The following is a 15,207-nucleotide window of genomic DNA, read 5'->3' as shown; positions in this document are numbered from 1 at the left end:
CAAATCCAGGCAATTAATCTATCAATTTTCTTAATTCCCAAAAAGCTATCCGCATAATCCATTGATGCTTGCACATCTTTCGGCGGATTAATATCGACAACTTCAACACGTTCAATGCGAACGCCCCATTTTTCTGTAGCTTCATCAAGTGCTAAGCGAATTTCTGTTGAAATTTTTTCACGACCAGATAACGTTTCATCCAGTTCCATTTTACCAATGATTTGACGCATCGTTGCTGAAGTAATGTTACGTACACCGTATTCATAGTTCGAAATACCATATGTCGCAAGTTCCGGTTCAACGACTTGATAGAAAATAATTGTATCAATTTCCACTTGTACATTATCTTTCGTAATTACCTTCTGCGGTGGTACATTCGTTTGTTGAATACGCAAGTCGTGATATACGCGAACGCGATCCACAATCGGGATTAATAAATTTAATCCTGGCTGCATCACACGCTGAAACTTACCAAATCTTTCAACGACTCCAACTTTTTGCTGTGGAATAATTTTAATTGTTAATGCGATAAATGTAACAACAATTAGTGCAAAAATAATCGTTAACGTTAATGCTACCATATTTATTCACTCTCCTTTTTCACTTGTAATATAGTACTATTTCTCTTTATAACAACAACTTTTTCTCCAGTATCAATTGGAGCATCTGCAACAGCTGTCCAAGTATCTCCATTCACCTTCACAATACCGTTCGTTTCATTTGTAATCGCTTGCATAACAATCCCTTTTTTACCGACTAACATATCTACTGTATCAGTAAAACCTTTTGCTTCTCGAAAGTTTTTTGATATTCTTTTCGTAAAGAAAGTCAACGTTAAACTTACAATCGCACCAGCAACAACTTGTAACAGTAGTGCTTCAGGAGCAAACAAAGCAATAAGACCTCCGACAACAGCTCCAATTCCAAGCCAAAGCATGTAAAATGTAATCGACAGCATTTCCGCAATAAATAAAATACCAGCTATTATAAACCAAATTACCCAAGCAGCCATTTGCAACCCTCACTTTCTTTCTCATTTTCTATATGTATATGAAGAAAAGAATGGTTTATCCGCCCTTTCTCATACGTGGGCGCTTACTACAAGCTATTGTACATTTTCACTGTTACAATGAGTATTATTAAAATACTATATTAATATATTCTTCATTATACATGAAAATCCCTTTCAAAAAGTGACAAAAAATTTAATTCTTTCAAAATTTATTTTTCAAATTATAATGATTATAACTACTGTCATATTTTCCCCAGAAAGGGTGTATACTTATTGCAAAAACGTTCATTGACTTACTATTTAGGATCGAAAATATGCATTACTCTCGCTGACATCGTATACGTAATGATTATTACAACTCATATGTATATCACAACGAAATCAGCTACATTAACTGCTCTTTTTCCATTATTACAAGTCATAACTAATCTTATAGCAAATACATCTGCACCACTTATAATGAATCGTTTTTCATCTTATTCATTACTGTTTACACTACAATGGATAAAAACTGCTCTATTATTTTTATTCATGATATTATTCCCGGTCCTTTCCACAAACATTGTAGTACTATTCATTTTCATTTTTTTCATTTCATTATGTAGTGGCTGGAGCGCTCCATTACTATACGGTATTCTTCCGCGCCTTACACCGAAAGAAAAATTAGTAAAAGTAAATAGTATTTTTTCCTTTTCCACACAAATTGCACAAGCCGCTGCTTATTCATTTACAAGTGTTATTGTGCTTCTTATCGGTGCTTCTTCTACACTCATGATGAATAATATTTTGATGATTTTCGGATGTGTTGCATTACATATTTCCTTACGGTCCATACATACTGAACGAGTAATAGAGCCTTCTTCTTCAAAAGGTGCTGCTTTATTGGAAGGTTGGAAGCTCTTATTTCAAAACTCTTCTCTCCGTACTGTTACATGTATGGACTTAATTGAAACTTTTGCAGGGACGATATGGATCGGTGCTATTACGATGGCTTATGTAACAACTGTCCTTCATAAAGGAGAAGAATGGTGGGGATTTATTAATACAAGTTATTATGTTGGGACGTTAATTGGCGGTCTATTAGCGTGGAAAATGAGTACATACATTCAAAACAATTTAATACGCTCTATGGCGATAGGCTCTCTTCTGTTTAGTATTCTTACATTTTTATATGGTATAACAAGTAGCGGATTCATTGCGCTGTTCCTATGCATTCTAATGGGCCCATGTTACCAAATTAGAGATATTTCTCAAACAACTGTTTTACAATCCAGCGTCGCTCCATCTTTATTATCAAAGATGTATACAGCTCACGGCGCTCTTCTCTCAACAGCTTCTGGCCTTTCTATGCTGAGTGTTGGCATTATTACCGATTTGTTCGGTGTTCGTACGATCTATATTCTCGCTTCAATCCTTATATTGTGCTCTGCTTGTTTATCATTTAACTTATTAAAATATGATAAGACAAAGCAAAAAAACATGTCACTTTAATGAACAAAATAAATAGGACAGGATTTCCTGCCCTATTTATTTTATTTATGATAAGTTAGGAGATTTCCGATGCTTTGTCGCTTGTTCAAAAGCGTATGCGAGTTTAATTAAAGTCCCCTCACGAAAAGCAGTGCTTGCAAGCGTAATTCCAAATGGTCTCCCGTTATCCATATATCCCGCAGGTATTGCTATAGACGGATAACCTGCTTTCGCACATATAGTGGAGCCTATATAAGAAGGAAATAGAATCGCATCAAGATTATATTTTTCCAGTGCAAAATCAATGCCTTGTTCTTGTGAAAAATATATATCTTCTAATCTTGCATTTAAATACTCTGGATTTCTTAACGTATTAGGAAAATCTTTTCTTCTTTCTAACTTAGTTTGTCCATATCTCAGAGCTCTTTCTGCTATGTTTTCATTAAACTCCATTAACTCTGAAATAGAATGCACTGGTATAGTAGAAGGCAATTTCGAAAGATAGTTATCTAAACTATGCTTTAATTCATAAAGCGATACACCCCAGCTCCATTCTCTATGAAAAGACGGAATATTAATATCCTCTACTACTGTCGCTCCCTCAATACGCAATACTTCAATCGTTTCCTTAAACAATTTTTCATCATACTCACCAGTTTCATAATACTCTTTTGGTGCATTGCTATATACACCAATTTTCGCTCCATTTAAACCATTAACATCAAGGTATTTTGTATAATCATGCTCTGCTATCCCTTCACTTTTATAAGTGGCTACATCTTTCTCATCTACCCCAGTTAAACTCCCTAACAAAATAGCCGCATCTGTTACCGTTCTAGCAAATGGTCCTGCTGTATCTTGCGAATACGTAAATGGAATAGTACCTCTACGACTAATTAAACCAACAGTCGGTTTAATACCGACTACAGAGTTTTGAACAGCTGGACTCAAAATAGAACCATCCGTTTCTGTTCCAACCGATATTACTGTAAAGTTAGCAGCAACTGCTATGGCAGATCCTGTACTTGAGCCACCAACAAACATATCATCCTCACCCGTACCGTAAGGGTTTATTGTTTGCCCACCTCTTGCACTATATCCAGCCCACATTTCAAATGACATTGCATTTGCTAATTCTGTCATATTTGTTTTCCCTATTATCACTGCTCCTGCTTCTCGCAGCTTCGTAACGAGAAATGCATCTTCACTACTTATATGTTGTTCTAGCGCAATTGTACCTGCACTTGTATGCATAGAGTCATTCGTTTCAATATTATCCTTAAGTAAAACCGGTATACCATGTAATGGACCTCTTTTACCTTTAATCTTTCTTTCATAATCTAACGCTTCAGCAATAAAGATGGCGTCTGGATTGATTTCTAAAATAGAATTAATTTCCGGTCCATCTTGATCATACTTTGCGATTCTATGAAGGTAATACATAACTAGTTCTTTTGAAGTTAACTTTCCATCTTCCATCGCTCTTTGTATATCATGAATTGTTAATTCTTTTTGTAGTAGTGTATTGAACTGAATCTCCATTTTCATTCTCCTTCTATAAACCTTTATTGATAGCATATCTCTATTACTTTTTCATTTTCTCCGCTCCTCACATATACAACTACAATCCCTCTATAAGAATTCAACTTACCGATGTAAAAACCTTTTATTTCCTGAAAAATAAAAAAAGTCTGAAACGATTTCACCTTCGCCTCAGACCCTATTATTACTGCACGTATACCTCATCTAACAAATGTAAAAACTCACCTTGTTTCCCTGCTAATTCAGGGTATTTCGCAATATCAATCCATTCGTAGCAAAATACTAAGCCTTCATCTTCCTCACCAGCACTTACAATATGTTCCCAACGATCTTTTACATCTGTTAGTAATGTTACGTGAAAGAAATGGCGTTTTTCATATTCCTTTTTTTCTCTCACATGTATGATGTAATCAGCTAGGAATCGTTCTATGCATAAATGACGTAACCCAGACTCTTCTTGTACTTCACGTAAAATCGCTGCTTCTAGCGTTTCCCCTTCGTCAACTGTTCCCCCTGGCACTTGTATACCAGCTTCAGGTGTATCGCGATGTTTAAAAACAAGCAGTTGCATAGCTCCTTCTTTTTCTCTTGTCACATATGCGTGTACTTTCTTCTTATATAACACCGTCATAATCCTTCTCTCCCCTCAATTGTTCACTGCGCTACTTCTTCAAGTGTCAGTTGATTTTCATATAAATATGTAGCTTGTGGATTTCCCACATACCTCACGTGCCATGGTTCAAATCGATAGCCCGTAATCGATTCTTTCTCTTTTGTATATCGAATGACAAAACCAAATTTATAGGCATTTTCAGAAAGCCACTGCCCTTCTTTCGTTTCACCAAAAATTGTCTCTAACTGAAACTTAGCAGATTGTGATGTGATATCCATAGCTAGTCCTGTTTGATGTTCACTCGTTCCAGGAACTGCACTCGACATTGCCGTTTTGGCTTCTCCATCTTGTTTTTTATACATTGTATTTAACGCTTTTTGCCGATCAAAAGATCTAAATCCAGAGACTGCAAATAAGAAAACACGCTCCTTATCCGCTTGCTGAAACATTTCCTCAAGCGCACCGGCCGCCTCTTTCCTCATTTTTTTCTTTTCTTGATCACCTTCACTAGAATAGCGCACTTTCGGAATAACTAAATCTGGCGGTCTATACCCGTCTGGTAAACGCCTACTTTTATTCACAAGCACAAGCATTGAATTCGGATTACTAATTACTGCAATATCTCCATCCATATTCGCAATCGTTTCTTTCGCTTTCGGAAATATGTTATTTACATTCACCTCGCGCGCTTGCTTATCCTTATACATTTTATAATTGATTCCTGCTACTCCAACAATGAGTATCGCCGCTACGATACCAAGTAGTATCCATCTTTTTTTCATATAACGACCTCTTATTTTAATAATTTGGCCATTTCATACTCATCGATGTTCTCTCCATCGATAATAAGAGCAGCTCTTTTGACACCTTCTTTCTCAAATCCAGCTTTTTTATATAGTGCCTGAGCTCTTGTATTGTGGGCCATTACCGTTAATTCTAAACGCCATACATCATGTAATCTTGCCCACTTCTCGACCTCTTTAAACAATCTAGTCCCAATACCTCGCCCGCTATACTCTTGCAAAATCCCAATTACAATACTTGCTACATGTCTCTTTCTTTGAATATGATTTCCATTCACTAAAATAAACCCTACTATTCTCTCTTCTTCAACTGCTACCAATATTGTTGCATATTTATTTTCTACAAAACGCTGAATCATTTGCTCTTGTTGCTCGGCTGTGAATTTCCTTTCTCCTGGTTCATACAACATAAATTTTGTTTCTTCATCTAATTGCTTACTTAATTGCAAAAATGATGCTGCATCTTCTACTTTGATTTCCCTAATCACTTCAATCACCCTACCAATTTCATAATAAAAAGCTTTCCTTGTAAAAAGATTTTCTCTACTTTCCCGAAAATCCCTTTGTAAATCTCCCAGTATAATTTGACAAATTTCGATCTTACTATAACATCGACAAATTATGTCTATTCTGTGACGCATCATTAATTACAAAAAAACGCAAGCTTTACATTACACTCACGTTTTTTCAGACTCTCGCATTCATTTCTGTTTCACTTTATCCATTCACTTTTTCTGCCTGCCAGAAATATTCACCAAACGCTTTAGCTAGCGCATCAATCGATCGATTTAGTTCTTCCTCTGTATTATCTACGCCACCAACTTCAATTAATATCGCTTGTCCTGACAAATCTTGATTGTAGACACCATTTCCTGTTTGGAATCCTTTTTGAATGACACCACGACTAACGCCTGGATATTTCTTACTAATCGTCTCATGTAAAGCCGTTGCTAATTGCAAGTTTTTTTCATAGTTTTTGTTACCTTTCCCTACTACAAACGCAAGCTTCGCATATGATTTATCACCGATTATTTTTGTCGTGACATTTTTCCGAGCACTATCACGATGTAAATCAAAGAAGTATTGTAATTCTTTATTGCCGGCCATTGCTTCTTGTACAATTTCCCGTGACATTTTATATGAACTATTACTATTTAACCCTTTACTAATCAACTTTTGACCAACATCAGTCTTGTCGTTAGTTGCTCCGATTCCTTCATTTGCTAATTGTTCACGAAATCGGTCGCCGACTATTGAAATATTCGTTACGGAACTTGTGGCTTTATTCGGATTTGGATCATTTGTTAAATTCAATAATGGCAAATAAGATTCCCAGCTATGCGAATGATAAATAAATGCAACTTGTCGTTTTCCTGTCGTTTGAGCTGGTTGCTTTTTCTCTTTATTCGTATCCGGCTTTTGAGCCTGTCCACCTTCTCCAGTCCGTTCTTTTACTACTTCTTCAAGTGGAACGCTCGACTCTATAGGCAAGTTAGAATAATTTGTTCCTTCACCCGCAATAACAATTTCTGTATCGTACTTACCGAAACCAGGTAGCTCTTTGCCGACAAAACTGCGTACATCGTTAAAACGAATATTCGTAGCCATAGAAAAGAGAAACGAAGATATTGAAAAATCTTGATTTAAATTTCTATATTCCTGTGTAAAATAATGATTCTCTTTCCCAAGAACGTACATGTAACCATTCATTGATAACTCATTTAACCAATTATATAAATACGTTGACTTTGTCTCTTTCATAGAAGTTACCATCATACTAATAAGAAAAAAAGTCGCCAGTACTGTAGCAATAATAAATAATACTAACTTACGTACACTCGTGAATTTCACATAAAAAAAGCCTCGATTCATACTATCACCTCTCTATTTCAAGTTATGTACAAGCTCTAGAGAATAGACCGTCTAAATTCAGGCTATATTGTTAATGAGGTGAAATGAATTGAAACTACTAATAGGAACACTCCCCGTTGTACTATCATTTATTTTTTATTGGCTTGCTAAGCATCCTACCATCCGTGTTGTGTTACATATTTCAGCATATCTAGCACTTTATGTACTCGGTACAATCATTTCTATTCATATATATGATGTTTTAATGCAAGACTTAGTTTTTATGACAAGTATTCATGGGATTTTACTAAATCCATTTTTTCTTATATCAGGAGCGTATATAGGGATATACACTTTGTACCTACTTTTGTCCTACATTATTACAAATATAGAAAATGGAGCGCAATGAAATGCAACCACCGTTCATCTGTCATACATGCAAAAAAAGAATTACGCGAAAGAAAGATCTTATTACTACCACATGGTACTTCCGCTTTTATGTATTTCATAGTGATTGTTTTAAACGACAGCAAGTTTTTATCTCACGATTTATCCCTGTGAATACACTTATTAATTTCTTTCTTATTATATATGGGCTGATTGTTGGTAGCATTCTTATGACTGTAGAGCCATCTATCATTTGGCTTGTTTTCTTACTTCCAATTTTATATCGGTTTCTTTCCTATTATTATGTTGAACGTTTTTTCTCTAAATGAAAGTTAGACTTTCCTCTAGGAATACTTAAACATTCCCACTCATTTTCTTTTAACATTTTACCAATGTAAATCATTTGTCCAATATGCAAAGCATAATGAGAAATTTGTCTTTCAATTGCTTGCATGACAGTATGTGCTTCACCGCGAATATATACCGTCTGCAATAAATGTTCTGACGTTAGTGCATTCATCGTTTTAAAAACATATTCCCAACCTTCATTCCATGCTGCGAGTACCTCTTTCTTAGAAGAATAACCACCTTCAAATTCAGCATCTCGGTTACGATCTATTTTTTCACCGTCAGATGTTAAAAAATCCGTCCATCTAGAACGCATATTACCGTGCAGATGCTTAATTATAATTGCTATGCTATTTGTTACTTCATGAGAAGACCATTCAATCTGTTCATATGATAATTGTGAAAGCACCCGTTCCCCTTGTTTCTTTGTTGCTTCAAAATTCGAAATGGCACACTGTACGTATTCGCGTCCAATATCCATGTTCCCCCGCCTTTACATTAACTAATTTTTGTTCCATTTGGTAATTCCATATTAGGCTGCAGTAATACGACATCACCCGCTTCAGGTACTCCTCCTAAAACAAGTACTTCTGATTTAAATCCCGCTACACGCTTTGGCGGAAAATTTACAACAGCAACGATTTGCTGACCGATTAAATCTTCTGGGTTATATCTCTTCGTAATTTGAGCACTTGACTGTTTCATTCCAAGCTCTCCAAAATCAATTTCTAGTTTAATCGCTGGAACTCTCGCTTCTTTAAATTCCTCTGCATGTGTTACAGTCCCAATCCGTAAATCCAAAGTTAAAAAATCTTCAAAATTAGCCATTTTATCACTCCTTTCATTTATTACTTAGACAAAACAAAAAAATCCCCTTTAAAAAAAGAAAGGCGCCTAAGCACCTTTCTTTTGTAATTCACTTGATTCATTTGATTTATAGAAGAAGAAACCGAGGATCCCGCCAATACATGATGGGATTAACCATCCTATTCCTTCTTTATATAATGGTAACATTTGTAGTACGTTAGAAATCGCGTCAATTTTAATATTCGCACTTTCTAAACCGTTAAAGAAACTAATTAACAACGCACCTAAAATAGCTCCAATATAAATGGTATTACGCTTCCCAATCCATTTATGGAAGTAAGAAAGTACAATTAATACGATTGCAACTGGATAAATAATCATTAACACTGGTAAAGTAACTGCGATTAATTGTGTTAAACCTAGGTTAGATACAATTAAACTAAATACACATACCATTGTTACAATCGTTTTATGCGAAATTTTTGGGAATAAGTTTGTAAAGAAGCCAGCACAAGCTGATGTTAATCCAACAGAAGTTGTTAAACAAGCAAGTACAATAACAAGTCCTAATAAAATTTTACCACTTGTTCCATATAACTCATTTACAACATTCGTTAAAATAAGTCCACCATTCTCTGATACCCCAAGTGATGTACTTGTTGAACCAAGATAAGCAAGTGATAAATAGATTAACGTTAAACCAAGTACAGCGATAATACCTGATACTACTGTTATTTTTGCAATTTGATTACTCTCTTTTATTCCTTTAGAGCGGATAACTTGTACAACTACAATTCCAAATACAAGCGCACTAATTGCGTCCATCGTTAAATATCCTTGAATAAATCCACCAAAGAAAGCATTTTCCTTGTATGCTTCTAGCGGTGCAACTGGTTCTCCAATCGGATCAACAATTGCCTTTCCGACAATTACAGCAACAATTAATACTAACAATGGTGTAAGAAATTTCCCGAACCAATCCACTAATTTTGATGGATTTAAAGATAAATACCAAGTTATTCCGAAGAAAATTATAGTGAAAAGAAATAGCATGTACCATTCGGAAACTAATGCCTCTGATAAAAATGGCTTCATACCCATTTCAAATGAAACGGCTCCCGTACGCGGAATCGCGAAAAAAGGTCCAATCGCTAAATAACTAATTAATGGGAAAACAAACGCAAATATAGGGTGAACTCTAGAAGATAGCGCTTTCAAGTCCCCCTCTACAAACGCGACAGCTGTTACAGCTAATAGGGGTAATCCGACTCCCGTTACAAGGAATCCAATTGTAGCAACCCAAACATTCTCTCCAGCTTGTTGCCCTAAAACTGGTGGAAAAATTAAATTTCCTGCTCCTAAAAATAGTGCAAATAACATTAAACCAATTGCTACCGTATCACCTGGCCTTAAACGTCCCTTCATGCTTTTCATTTGCATAGCACTTTTTCATTGTTTATCTCTATTTTCACAATATGCTATGCATCCTCCTCTCTGTTCAAGCTGATAAAATATGCCCCTTACAAAGCAGTGTCTTTCTCCATAATTTCTCCAGTCCCCTTATTTTTACTCTAATTATTAATTTTTGATTTTTGATTTTTTTGAATTTTTAAATCATTAGAGTGGTATTGCGCGGAGTATAGTTGTCAGACCTCTTTGTTTTTATCACACATATAGTAACATATTTAGTTGAAAAATAAAAACATATTTTCAAATTGACTTTTTTGAAAATCAAAATTATCTACATTTTTTATTCTTTTGCACAAATATTGTTTCAAACTCACTTATTATCCTATCGTTATTTTCAAATAATTTTATATACGCAACATAACAAAAGCCATCCAACATAATTAGACGGCTTTTGCATATTATTCTATCGTTTCAACTTCACGTGGATTTTTCATCTCTTCCACATACACCACTCTAAATCCGTGATCTTCTAAATCTTTCAATAACGTCTCTAATTCACCATCGTTAAACTCTTCTCCTAATGTAAACATAATTCTACGAACTAATAAGGCATCATTATCAAAAGTCATTAAACTTTGGATACCTGTATATTTTTTTAATACTGTCGATAATTTTTGAATAGCCCCATTATAATCTTGTGTCCCAATCATGACAGAATATTTACTAGAATGAACGCCCCAAGCATCTTCTAATAGCTCAAAAACTTTTTTATGCGTTAAAATCCCAAGAAAGACTCCTTTTTCATCAACTACTGATAAATAAGGTAATTTTTTTATTGTAAAAAATACTTTAAAGAACGAAGAATCTTCTCTAACATATCCTTCTTTATCGTTTAATAGTTTTAATACACTCTCTTCCAGTGAACCTTTATATTCTAAAATATCTACTTTATATATATTCCCTAAATATTTCTCTTTTTTTTCATCTAAAACTGGTACACAACGATAACCAGTTTTATTTAAATGCTCTAGCGCTTCCCCTACTGTAATTGAACTTGAGCAAAATAAAACTTCCCTTTTCGGCACATAATTCCCTTTAATCCTCATAAACAGCCTCCTTATGTTAAAATACTTTCTGTGCCATAACTATATTATATTTTCAGAAAAAAATAAATAATTTATTTTATTTTTCTGAAAATTATTCATTTTCTTGTCATAATTTATTCACGTTTCATTCAATTCTATCCACTACAATACTAAACTTCTTTAAGAAAAATATATTGTAACTTACTCCGAAAAAAGCTAAAATAAGAATAAGAATTTTCTGAATATTCAAAGAGTAGGTGATTACATGTCTTTATTGCGCTCACATATATATAAATTTATCGTTGGTGTTCTCATTATATTTATCATTAGTCCTATTCCAACTTTATTCATTACACATAAATACTCATACATCACCGGCTTTATAAGCATTTTCCATAACTTCGCACAACTTTCTTCGATGACAATTCCAAAGATTGATTGGATGCACGAATCTATCTTTTTCTCAGCAAATGAGATGGTACATACTGCTAATCAATCAACACCGTTATTCCCTTACATGTGGGAAATATATTTTTTATCGATTGTTCGTTTTACCTTTACTCTTGCAATCGGATTCTTCATCAGCTTAGGGATTGGCCATTTATTTTTTAAAGCACCTCAATCGGTTAAAAAGTTCGCTTCTTTATTAAGATGGATTCCTTATTCTTTATGTACTGTATTATTACAATGCGCAGTCTTATTACTACTCCTATACATCACAAAATTTATAAAGATTCCTTACTACTCATCTTTTATCATCGTTTGTAGTACTTCCATGATTATCGTTATGCAAGCAATAAAAAAATGGATTCCTTTCTTAAGTAATACAAATGAATATGAAATAAAACAAGCTTCTTTCCTTGTAGATACATTGTTTTTAGCGCTTACTTCGAATCATAAATCTATTTTAGGTTCCATTATTCTTTCATTCGTTTTTATGGAATGCGTTTTTCACGCAAGTGGACTATTGCAATTTATCGTTCAATTCGGCGGAAATGCACCTATTATTGTTACAATTAGCTTATTACTTTTGTATATCCCGTATTGTATACTCTCATTCCTTCAAACGCTATGGACGACAAACCACTTTAAACAACAATCATACGCTTTAACGAGAAGTATTCCAAAACCTTAATTTAAAATAACCCTCTAGAATCTGAAAGTAGAGGGTTATTCCTTTTGTATAGCGGACAAAATAACAGCAAATTCAAAAACCATTGCAGAAACATACCAATATTTACCCTTTTTCTTTGACTATTCTTTTCATTTGGATTTATTATAAAAGTATAACATAATTGCAGGAGGTGACATCTTTATTCCAAACGACGGAATAGAGAATACACTTGGACATATTAAATATTTTTCTCATCTTTGTTCTTATCCTTATTTCCGGCTTTTTCGTTGCATCAGAATTTGCTGTTGTAAAAGTACGAAAAAGTCGAATTGACCAGCTTGCAAACGAAGGCAATAAACAAGCTTTAGCTGCAAGAAGTGTCATTTCTAATTTAGATGTTTATTTATCAGCTTGTCAGCTCGGGATTACAATTACTTCTTTAGGGCTTGGTTGGCTTGGTGAACCGACTGTGGAACATTTACTACGACCGCTCTTTGAAAAGATTAATATTACTGGAACAATGGCAAATACTTTATCATTTATTATTGCTTTTAGTGTGATTACATTTTTCCATGTTGTATTAGGTGAATTAGTTCCAAAGTCATTCGCAATTCAAAAAGCAGAGGCGATTACGCTTAAGTTTGCACGACCACTTATTTTATTTGATAAAATTATGTACCCGTTCATTTGGTTACTTAATAGTACTGCTATCTTTTTCACAAAACTACTCGGTTTAGAACCTGCGAAAGAAAATGAACTTGCCCATTCTGAAGAGGAACTACGACTCATTTTAGGTGAAAGTTTCAAAAGCGGCGAAATAAATCAAACCGAATATAAATATGTAAATAATATTTTTGAATTTGACGACCGAGTTGCGAAAGAAATTATGGTCCCTCGTACAGAAATGATTTGCTTATCTACTGAAAATACGTTAGAAGAAAATATGGATATCGTCGCAACTGAAAAGTATACACGCTACCCTATCATCGAAAAAGATAAAGATGATATTATCGGTATGATCAATACGAAAGAAGTATTTCACGATCAAACGAAAGGCATTCATAAGCCACTTGAATCTTACATACATCCAGTACTAACTGTATTTGAAACTGTTCCAATTCGTAAAACACTGGTACATCTACAAAAGAATCGCGTTCAGATGGCAATCGTTATGGATGAATATGGTGGTACTGCTGGACTTTTAACAATGGAAGATATTCTTGAAGAAATCATTGGAGAAATTCAAGATGAGTTTGATGCAGATGAATCACCTATGATTGAAAAACGTACACCTAAACTTACTGTTCTAGATGGAAAAGTACTTATTTCTGAAGTAAATGATATGTTTGGCTTACATATTGATGAGAGCGACTTAGATACAATTGGAGGCTGGCTATTATCGCAAGCAGTTGACGTAAATATTGAAGCTGGCTACTCCATCGAATATGCCGGTTTTCAATTTAAGGCATTAGAACTTGATGGACATCAAGTCAAAAAAATTGCTGTACATAAATTAGATATACAAAAGGAGTTATAAAGTGACTGTTTTCTTAACAATCTGTATCATTGCCTGTTTCATTATTTCATTTCTAGCTTTTATTTATCCTATTATCCCGGGCATCCTAGCTGTCTGGGCTGGATATTTCATTTACCATTTTGGTATAAATGGCGGAGAACTAACGATTTCTTTTTGGATTATTCAAGCTATTTTCACACTATTCATTTTCGTTGCTGATTTTATTGCAAATGGATATTTCTTAAAGAAATACGGTAGTTCTAAATGGGGCGAACGTGTCGGAATGATTTCGATCATTGCCGGATCTTTCTTCTTCCCACCATTCGGACTTATTATCATACCGTTCTTAGCGGTATTTATAACCGAATTAATGCATAAAAAAGCGCCAAAAGACGCTTTTCTAGTAGGAGTTGCTACTGTAGTTGGTTTTTTAAGCAGTACAGTAGCGAAAGCCATTCTCCAAATCATTATGATTATCATATTTGTATGTTATATCGTCTTTTAACCATCCCAATTTCGGGATGGTTTTTTAATATGAAATACCTACTCGACTATTCTCATATTTGTTTTCACTACACAGATTCCATGTAAATTGCGCTGTATCACCAACTGTTATTTTTGCTCCTCCTTCTGGTAATACATCTTTTTCAGTTCGATATATACCTGTCACATCACCGTCAATTAAATGCGTCGGACAAACGACCGTCCAGCATAAATTACTACTACTAAGTATCTTATATGCAGCTAAATGATCTTCTGCTGCTGTTGTCGACTTTCTCTTTGATTCCGTTGATTGAAAACGATATAAATTTAGATTTGTTCTTGCTTGTAAAATACCGGCTGTTCCTATTGTAATGATTTTACGAACGCCTTCTTCTTCCATTTTCTTTATAATTTGTGGCATACTCTTCGCTAACGTCCCATTTTGATCCGTTCCAAGTGCACTAATTACTATATCGCTTCCTTTTATCGCTTTCTTTATATCATTTTCATTTAATACATTACCTTCTATAACTCGTAATCTTTCATGATTTATTTCTACCCTACTTGAATCACGCGCTAATGCAGTCACTTCTGCTGAATCTTTTAATGCTAATTTAATTATGTTTGAACCTACTCGCCCTGTTGCTCCCAATATACATACTTTCATTTGTTTTCCCCCTCTTTCATTCTTTCTCTATTTTTCAATAATCTCAATCAATTTACAACAAAAAAGCTTCCTCACATAAAAGAGGAAGCTCTATTATTA

17 protein-coding genes and 1 pseudogene are annotated in these 15,207 nt (G+C 34.4%); 6 read left to right on the top strand and 12 right to left on the bottom strand.

All coding sequences use genetic code 11. The annotated features are described in order from the left end of the window. Positions 1-56: 56 nt before the first annotated feature. Both PQF83_RS04795 and PQF83_RS04790 read right to left on the bottom strand, forming a co-directional pair. Positions 57-581, bottom strand: a pseudogene (locus tag PQF83_RS04795) (SPFH domain-containing protein); the annotation flags it as partial. A gap of 2 nt (positions 582-583) precedes the next feature. Beyond that, positions 584-1,012 carry an NfeD family protein gene (locus PQF83_RS04790; protein WP_000741985.1) on the bottom strand — a complete coding sequence of 143 codons (429 nt, stop codon included), beginning with the start codon at positions 1,010-1,012 and terminating at the stop codon, positions 584-586. Positions 1,013-1,285: 273 nt separating this feature from the next. On the opposite strand from PQF83_RS04790, the gene PQF83_RS04785 reads away from it, so the two are divergent. Beyond that, positions 1,286-2,503: an MFS transporter gene (locus PQF83_RS04785; RefSeq protein WP_001172138.1), complete on the top strand. Its 1,218-nt coding sequence runs from the start codon at positions 1,286-1,288 to the stop codon at positions 2,501-2,503. 45 nt (positions 2,504-2,548) lie between these two features. On the opposite strand, the gene PQF83_RS04780 is transcribed toward PQF83_RS04785, so the two are convergent. From PQF83_RS04780 to spoIIP, 5 genes are all read right to left on the bottom strand, one after another. Beyond that, a complete protein-coding gene (locus PQF83_RS04780; protein ID WP_000405427.1) occupies positions 2,549-4,024 on the bottom strand; it encodes an amidase family protein in 1,476 nt (491 codons plus the stop codon). Positions 4,025-4,208: 184 nt separating this feature from the next. Continuing rightward, positions 4,209-4,655 carry an NUDIX hydrolase gene (locus tag PQF83_RS04775; RefSeq protein ID WP_000217581.1) on the bottom strand — a complete coding sequence of 149 codons (447 nt, stop codon included), beginning with the start codon at positions 4,653-4,655 and terminating at the stop codon, positions 4,209-4,211. Between the two features lie 23 nt (positions 4,656-4,678). After that, positions 4,679-5,419, bottom strand: coding sequence for a M15 family metallopeptidase (locus PQF83_RS04770; protein ID WP_000747656.1), 741 nt, complete (start codon positions 5,417-5,419; stop codon positions 4,679-4,681). 11 nt (positions 5,420-5,430) lie between these two features. After that, positions 5,431-5,928, bottom strand: a complete 498-nt coding sequence (locus tag PQF83_RS04765) for a GNAT family N-acetyltransferase (protein ID WP_000617586.1) — start codon at positions 5,926-5,928, stop codon at positions 5,431-5,433. 229 nt (positions 5,929-6,157) lie between these two features. Further along, positions 6,158-7,312: a stage II sporulation protein SpoIIP gene (spoIIP, locus tag PQF83_RS04760; protein ID WP_001079296.1), complete on the bottom strand. Its 1,155-nt coding sequence runs from the start codon at positions 7,310-7,312 to the stop codon at positions 6,158-6,160. Between the two features lie 88 nt (positions 7,313-7,400). On the opposite strand from spoIIP, the gene PQF83_RS04755 reads away from it, so the two are divergent. Both PQF83_RS04755 and PQF83_RS04750 read left to right on the top strand, forming a co-directional pair. Then, a complete protein-coding gene (locus PQF83_RS04755; RefSeq protein WP_000770755.1) occupies positions 7,401-7,700 on the top strand; it encodes a hypothetical protein in 300 nt (99 codons plus the stop codon). 1 nt (position 7,701) lies between these two features. Then, complete coding sequence (locus PQF83_RS04750; protein ID WP_002091944.1) at positions 7,702-8,007, top strand: hypothetical protein; 306 nt, start codon at positions 7,702-7,704, stop codon at positions 8,005-8,007. On the opposite strand, the gene PQF83_RS04745 is transcribed toward PQF83_RS04750, so the two are convergent. The 4 genes from PQF83_RS04745 to cbpA all read right to left on the bottom strand — a co-directional run bounded on the left by PQF83_RS04745 (position 7,980) and on the right by cbpA (position 11,349). Next, complete coding sequence (locus tag PQF83_RS04745) at positions 7,980-8,507, bottom strand: DUF1572 domain-containing protein (protein WP_000351110.1); 528 nt, start codon at positions 8,505-8,507, stop codon at positions 7,980-7,982. The two genes, PQF83_RS04750 and PQF83_RS04745, sit on opposite strands and share 28 nt — an antisense overlap. A 17-nt stretch (positions 8,508-8,524) precedes the next feature. Further along, positions 8,525-8,854, bottom strand: a complete 330-nt coding sequence (csaA, locus tag PQF83_RS04740; protein WP_001263033.1) for a chaperone CsaA — start codon at positions 8,852-8,854, stop codon at positions 8,525-8,527. A 66-nt stretch (positions 8,855-8,920) separates the two neighbouring features. After that, on the bottom strand, positions 8,921-10,258 hold the full coding sequence (brnQ4, locus tag PQF83_RS04735; protein ID WP_406644238.1) for a branched-chain amino acid transport system II carrier protein BrnQ4: 1,338 nt from the start codon (positions 10,256-10,258) through the stop codon (positions 8,921-8,923). A 443-nt stretch (positions 10,259-10,701) separates the two neighbouring features. After that, the gene (gene cbpA, locus PQF83_RS04730; protein ID WP_001220513.1) at positions 10,702-11,349 is read right to left on the bottom strand and encodes a cyclic di-AMP binding protein CbpA; all 648 of its coding nucleotides are present in this window, start codon (positions 11,347-11,349) and stop codon (positions 10,702-10,704) included. A gap of 244 nt (positions 11,350-11,593) precedes the next feature. Here cbpA and PQF83_RS04725 point away from each other — a divergent pair, with 244 nt between their 5' ends. The 3 genes from PQF83_RS04725 to PQF83_RS04715 all read left to right on the top strand — a co-directional run bounded on the left by PQF83_RS04725 (position 11,594) and on the right by PQF83_RS04715 (position 14,463). Next, positions 11,594-12,463: a hypothetical protein gene (locus PQF83_RS04725; RefSeq protein ID WP_000055301.1), complete on the top strand. Its 870-nt coding sequence runs from the start codon at positions 11,594-11,596 to the stop codon at positions 12,461-12,463. A gap of 208 nt (positions 12,464-12,671) precedes the next feature. Then, positions 12,672-13,979 carry a hemolysin family protein gene (locus tag PQF83_RS04720; RefSeq protein ID WP_000353728.1) on the top strand — a complete coding sequence of 436 codons (1,308 nt, stop codon included), beginning with the start codon at positions 12,672-12,674 and terminating at the stop codon, positions 13,977-13,979. A gap of 1 nt (position 13,980) precedes the next feature. Beyond that, entirely contained in the window at positions 13,981-14,463 is a 483-nt protein-coding gene (locus PQF83_RS04715) for a DUF456 domain-containing protein (protein ID WP_000215659.1), read from the top strand. A 24-nt stretch (positions 14,464-14,487) separates the two neighbouring features. Here the strand turns inward: PQF83_RS04715 and PQF83_RS04710 are convergent, their stop codons facing one another. Further along, positions 14,488-15,108, bottom strand: coding sequence for an NAD(P)-dependent oxidoreductase (locus PQF83_RS04710; RefSeq protein WP_000861632.1), 621 nt, complete (start codon positions 15,106-15,108; stop codon positions 14,488-14,490). Between the last annotated feature and the right edge of the window lie 99 nt (positions 15,109-15,207).

The organism is Bacillus sp. FF-1 (assembly GCF_028548245.1).
GTDB lineage: Bacteria > Bacillota > Bacilli > Bacillales > Bacillaceae_G > Bacillus_A > Bacillus_A paranthracis.
This window is presented reverse-complemented; position numbering and strand designations above follow the sequence as displayed.

Bases quoted from the DNA above. Each gene is read 5' to 3' on its own strand.
- PQF83_RS04750 (WP_002091944.1), top strand. From the start codon at position 7,702: ATGCAACCACCGTTCATCTGTCATACATGCAAAAAAAGAATTACGCGA.
- cbpA (WP_001220513.1), bottom strand. From the start codon at position 11,349: ATGAGGATTAAAGGGAATTATGTGCCGAAAAGGGAAGTTTTATTTTGC.
- PQF83_RS04725 (WP_000055301.1), top strand. From the start codon at position 11,594: ATGTCTTTATTGCGCTCACATATATATAAATTTATCGTTGGTGTTCTC.
- PQF83_RS04780 (WP_000405427.1), bottom strand. From the start codon at position 4,024: ATGGAGATTCAGTTCAATACACTACTACAAAAAGAATTAACAATTCAT.
- PQF83_RS04770 (WP_000747656.1), bottom strand. From the start codon at position 5,419: ATGAAAAAAAGATGGATACTACTTGGTATCGTAGCGGCGATACTCATT.
- PQF83_RS04790 (WP_000741985.1), bottom strand. From the start codon at position 1,012: ATGGCTGCTTGGGTAATTTGGTTTATAATAGCTGGTATTTTATTTATT.
- spoIIP (WP_001079296.1), bottom strand. From the start codon at position 7,312: ATGAATCGAGGCTTTTTTTATGTGAAATTCACGAGTGTACGTAAGTTA.
- PQF83_RS04710 (WP_000861632.1), bottom strand. From the start codon at position 15,108: ATGAAAGTATGTATATTGGGAGCAACAGGGCGAGTAGGTTCAAACATA.
- brnQ4 (WP_406644238.1), bottom strand. From the start codon at position 10,258: ATGAAGGGACGTTTAAGGCCAGGTGATACGGTAGCAATTGGTTTAATG.
- PQF83_RS04775 (WP_000217581.1), bottom strand. From the start codon at position 4,655: ATGACGGTGTTATATAAGAAGAAAGTACACGCATATGTGACAAGAGAA.
- csaA (WP_001263033.1), bottom strand. From the start codon at position 8,854: ATGGCTAATTTTGAAGATTTTTTAACTTTGGATTTACGGATTGGGACT.
- PQF83_RS04745 (WP_000351110.1), bottom strand. From the start codon at position 8,507: ATGGATATTGGACGCGAATACGTACAGTGTGCCATTTCGAATTTTGAA.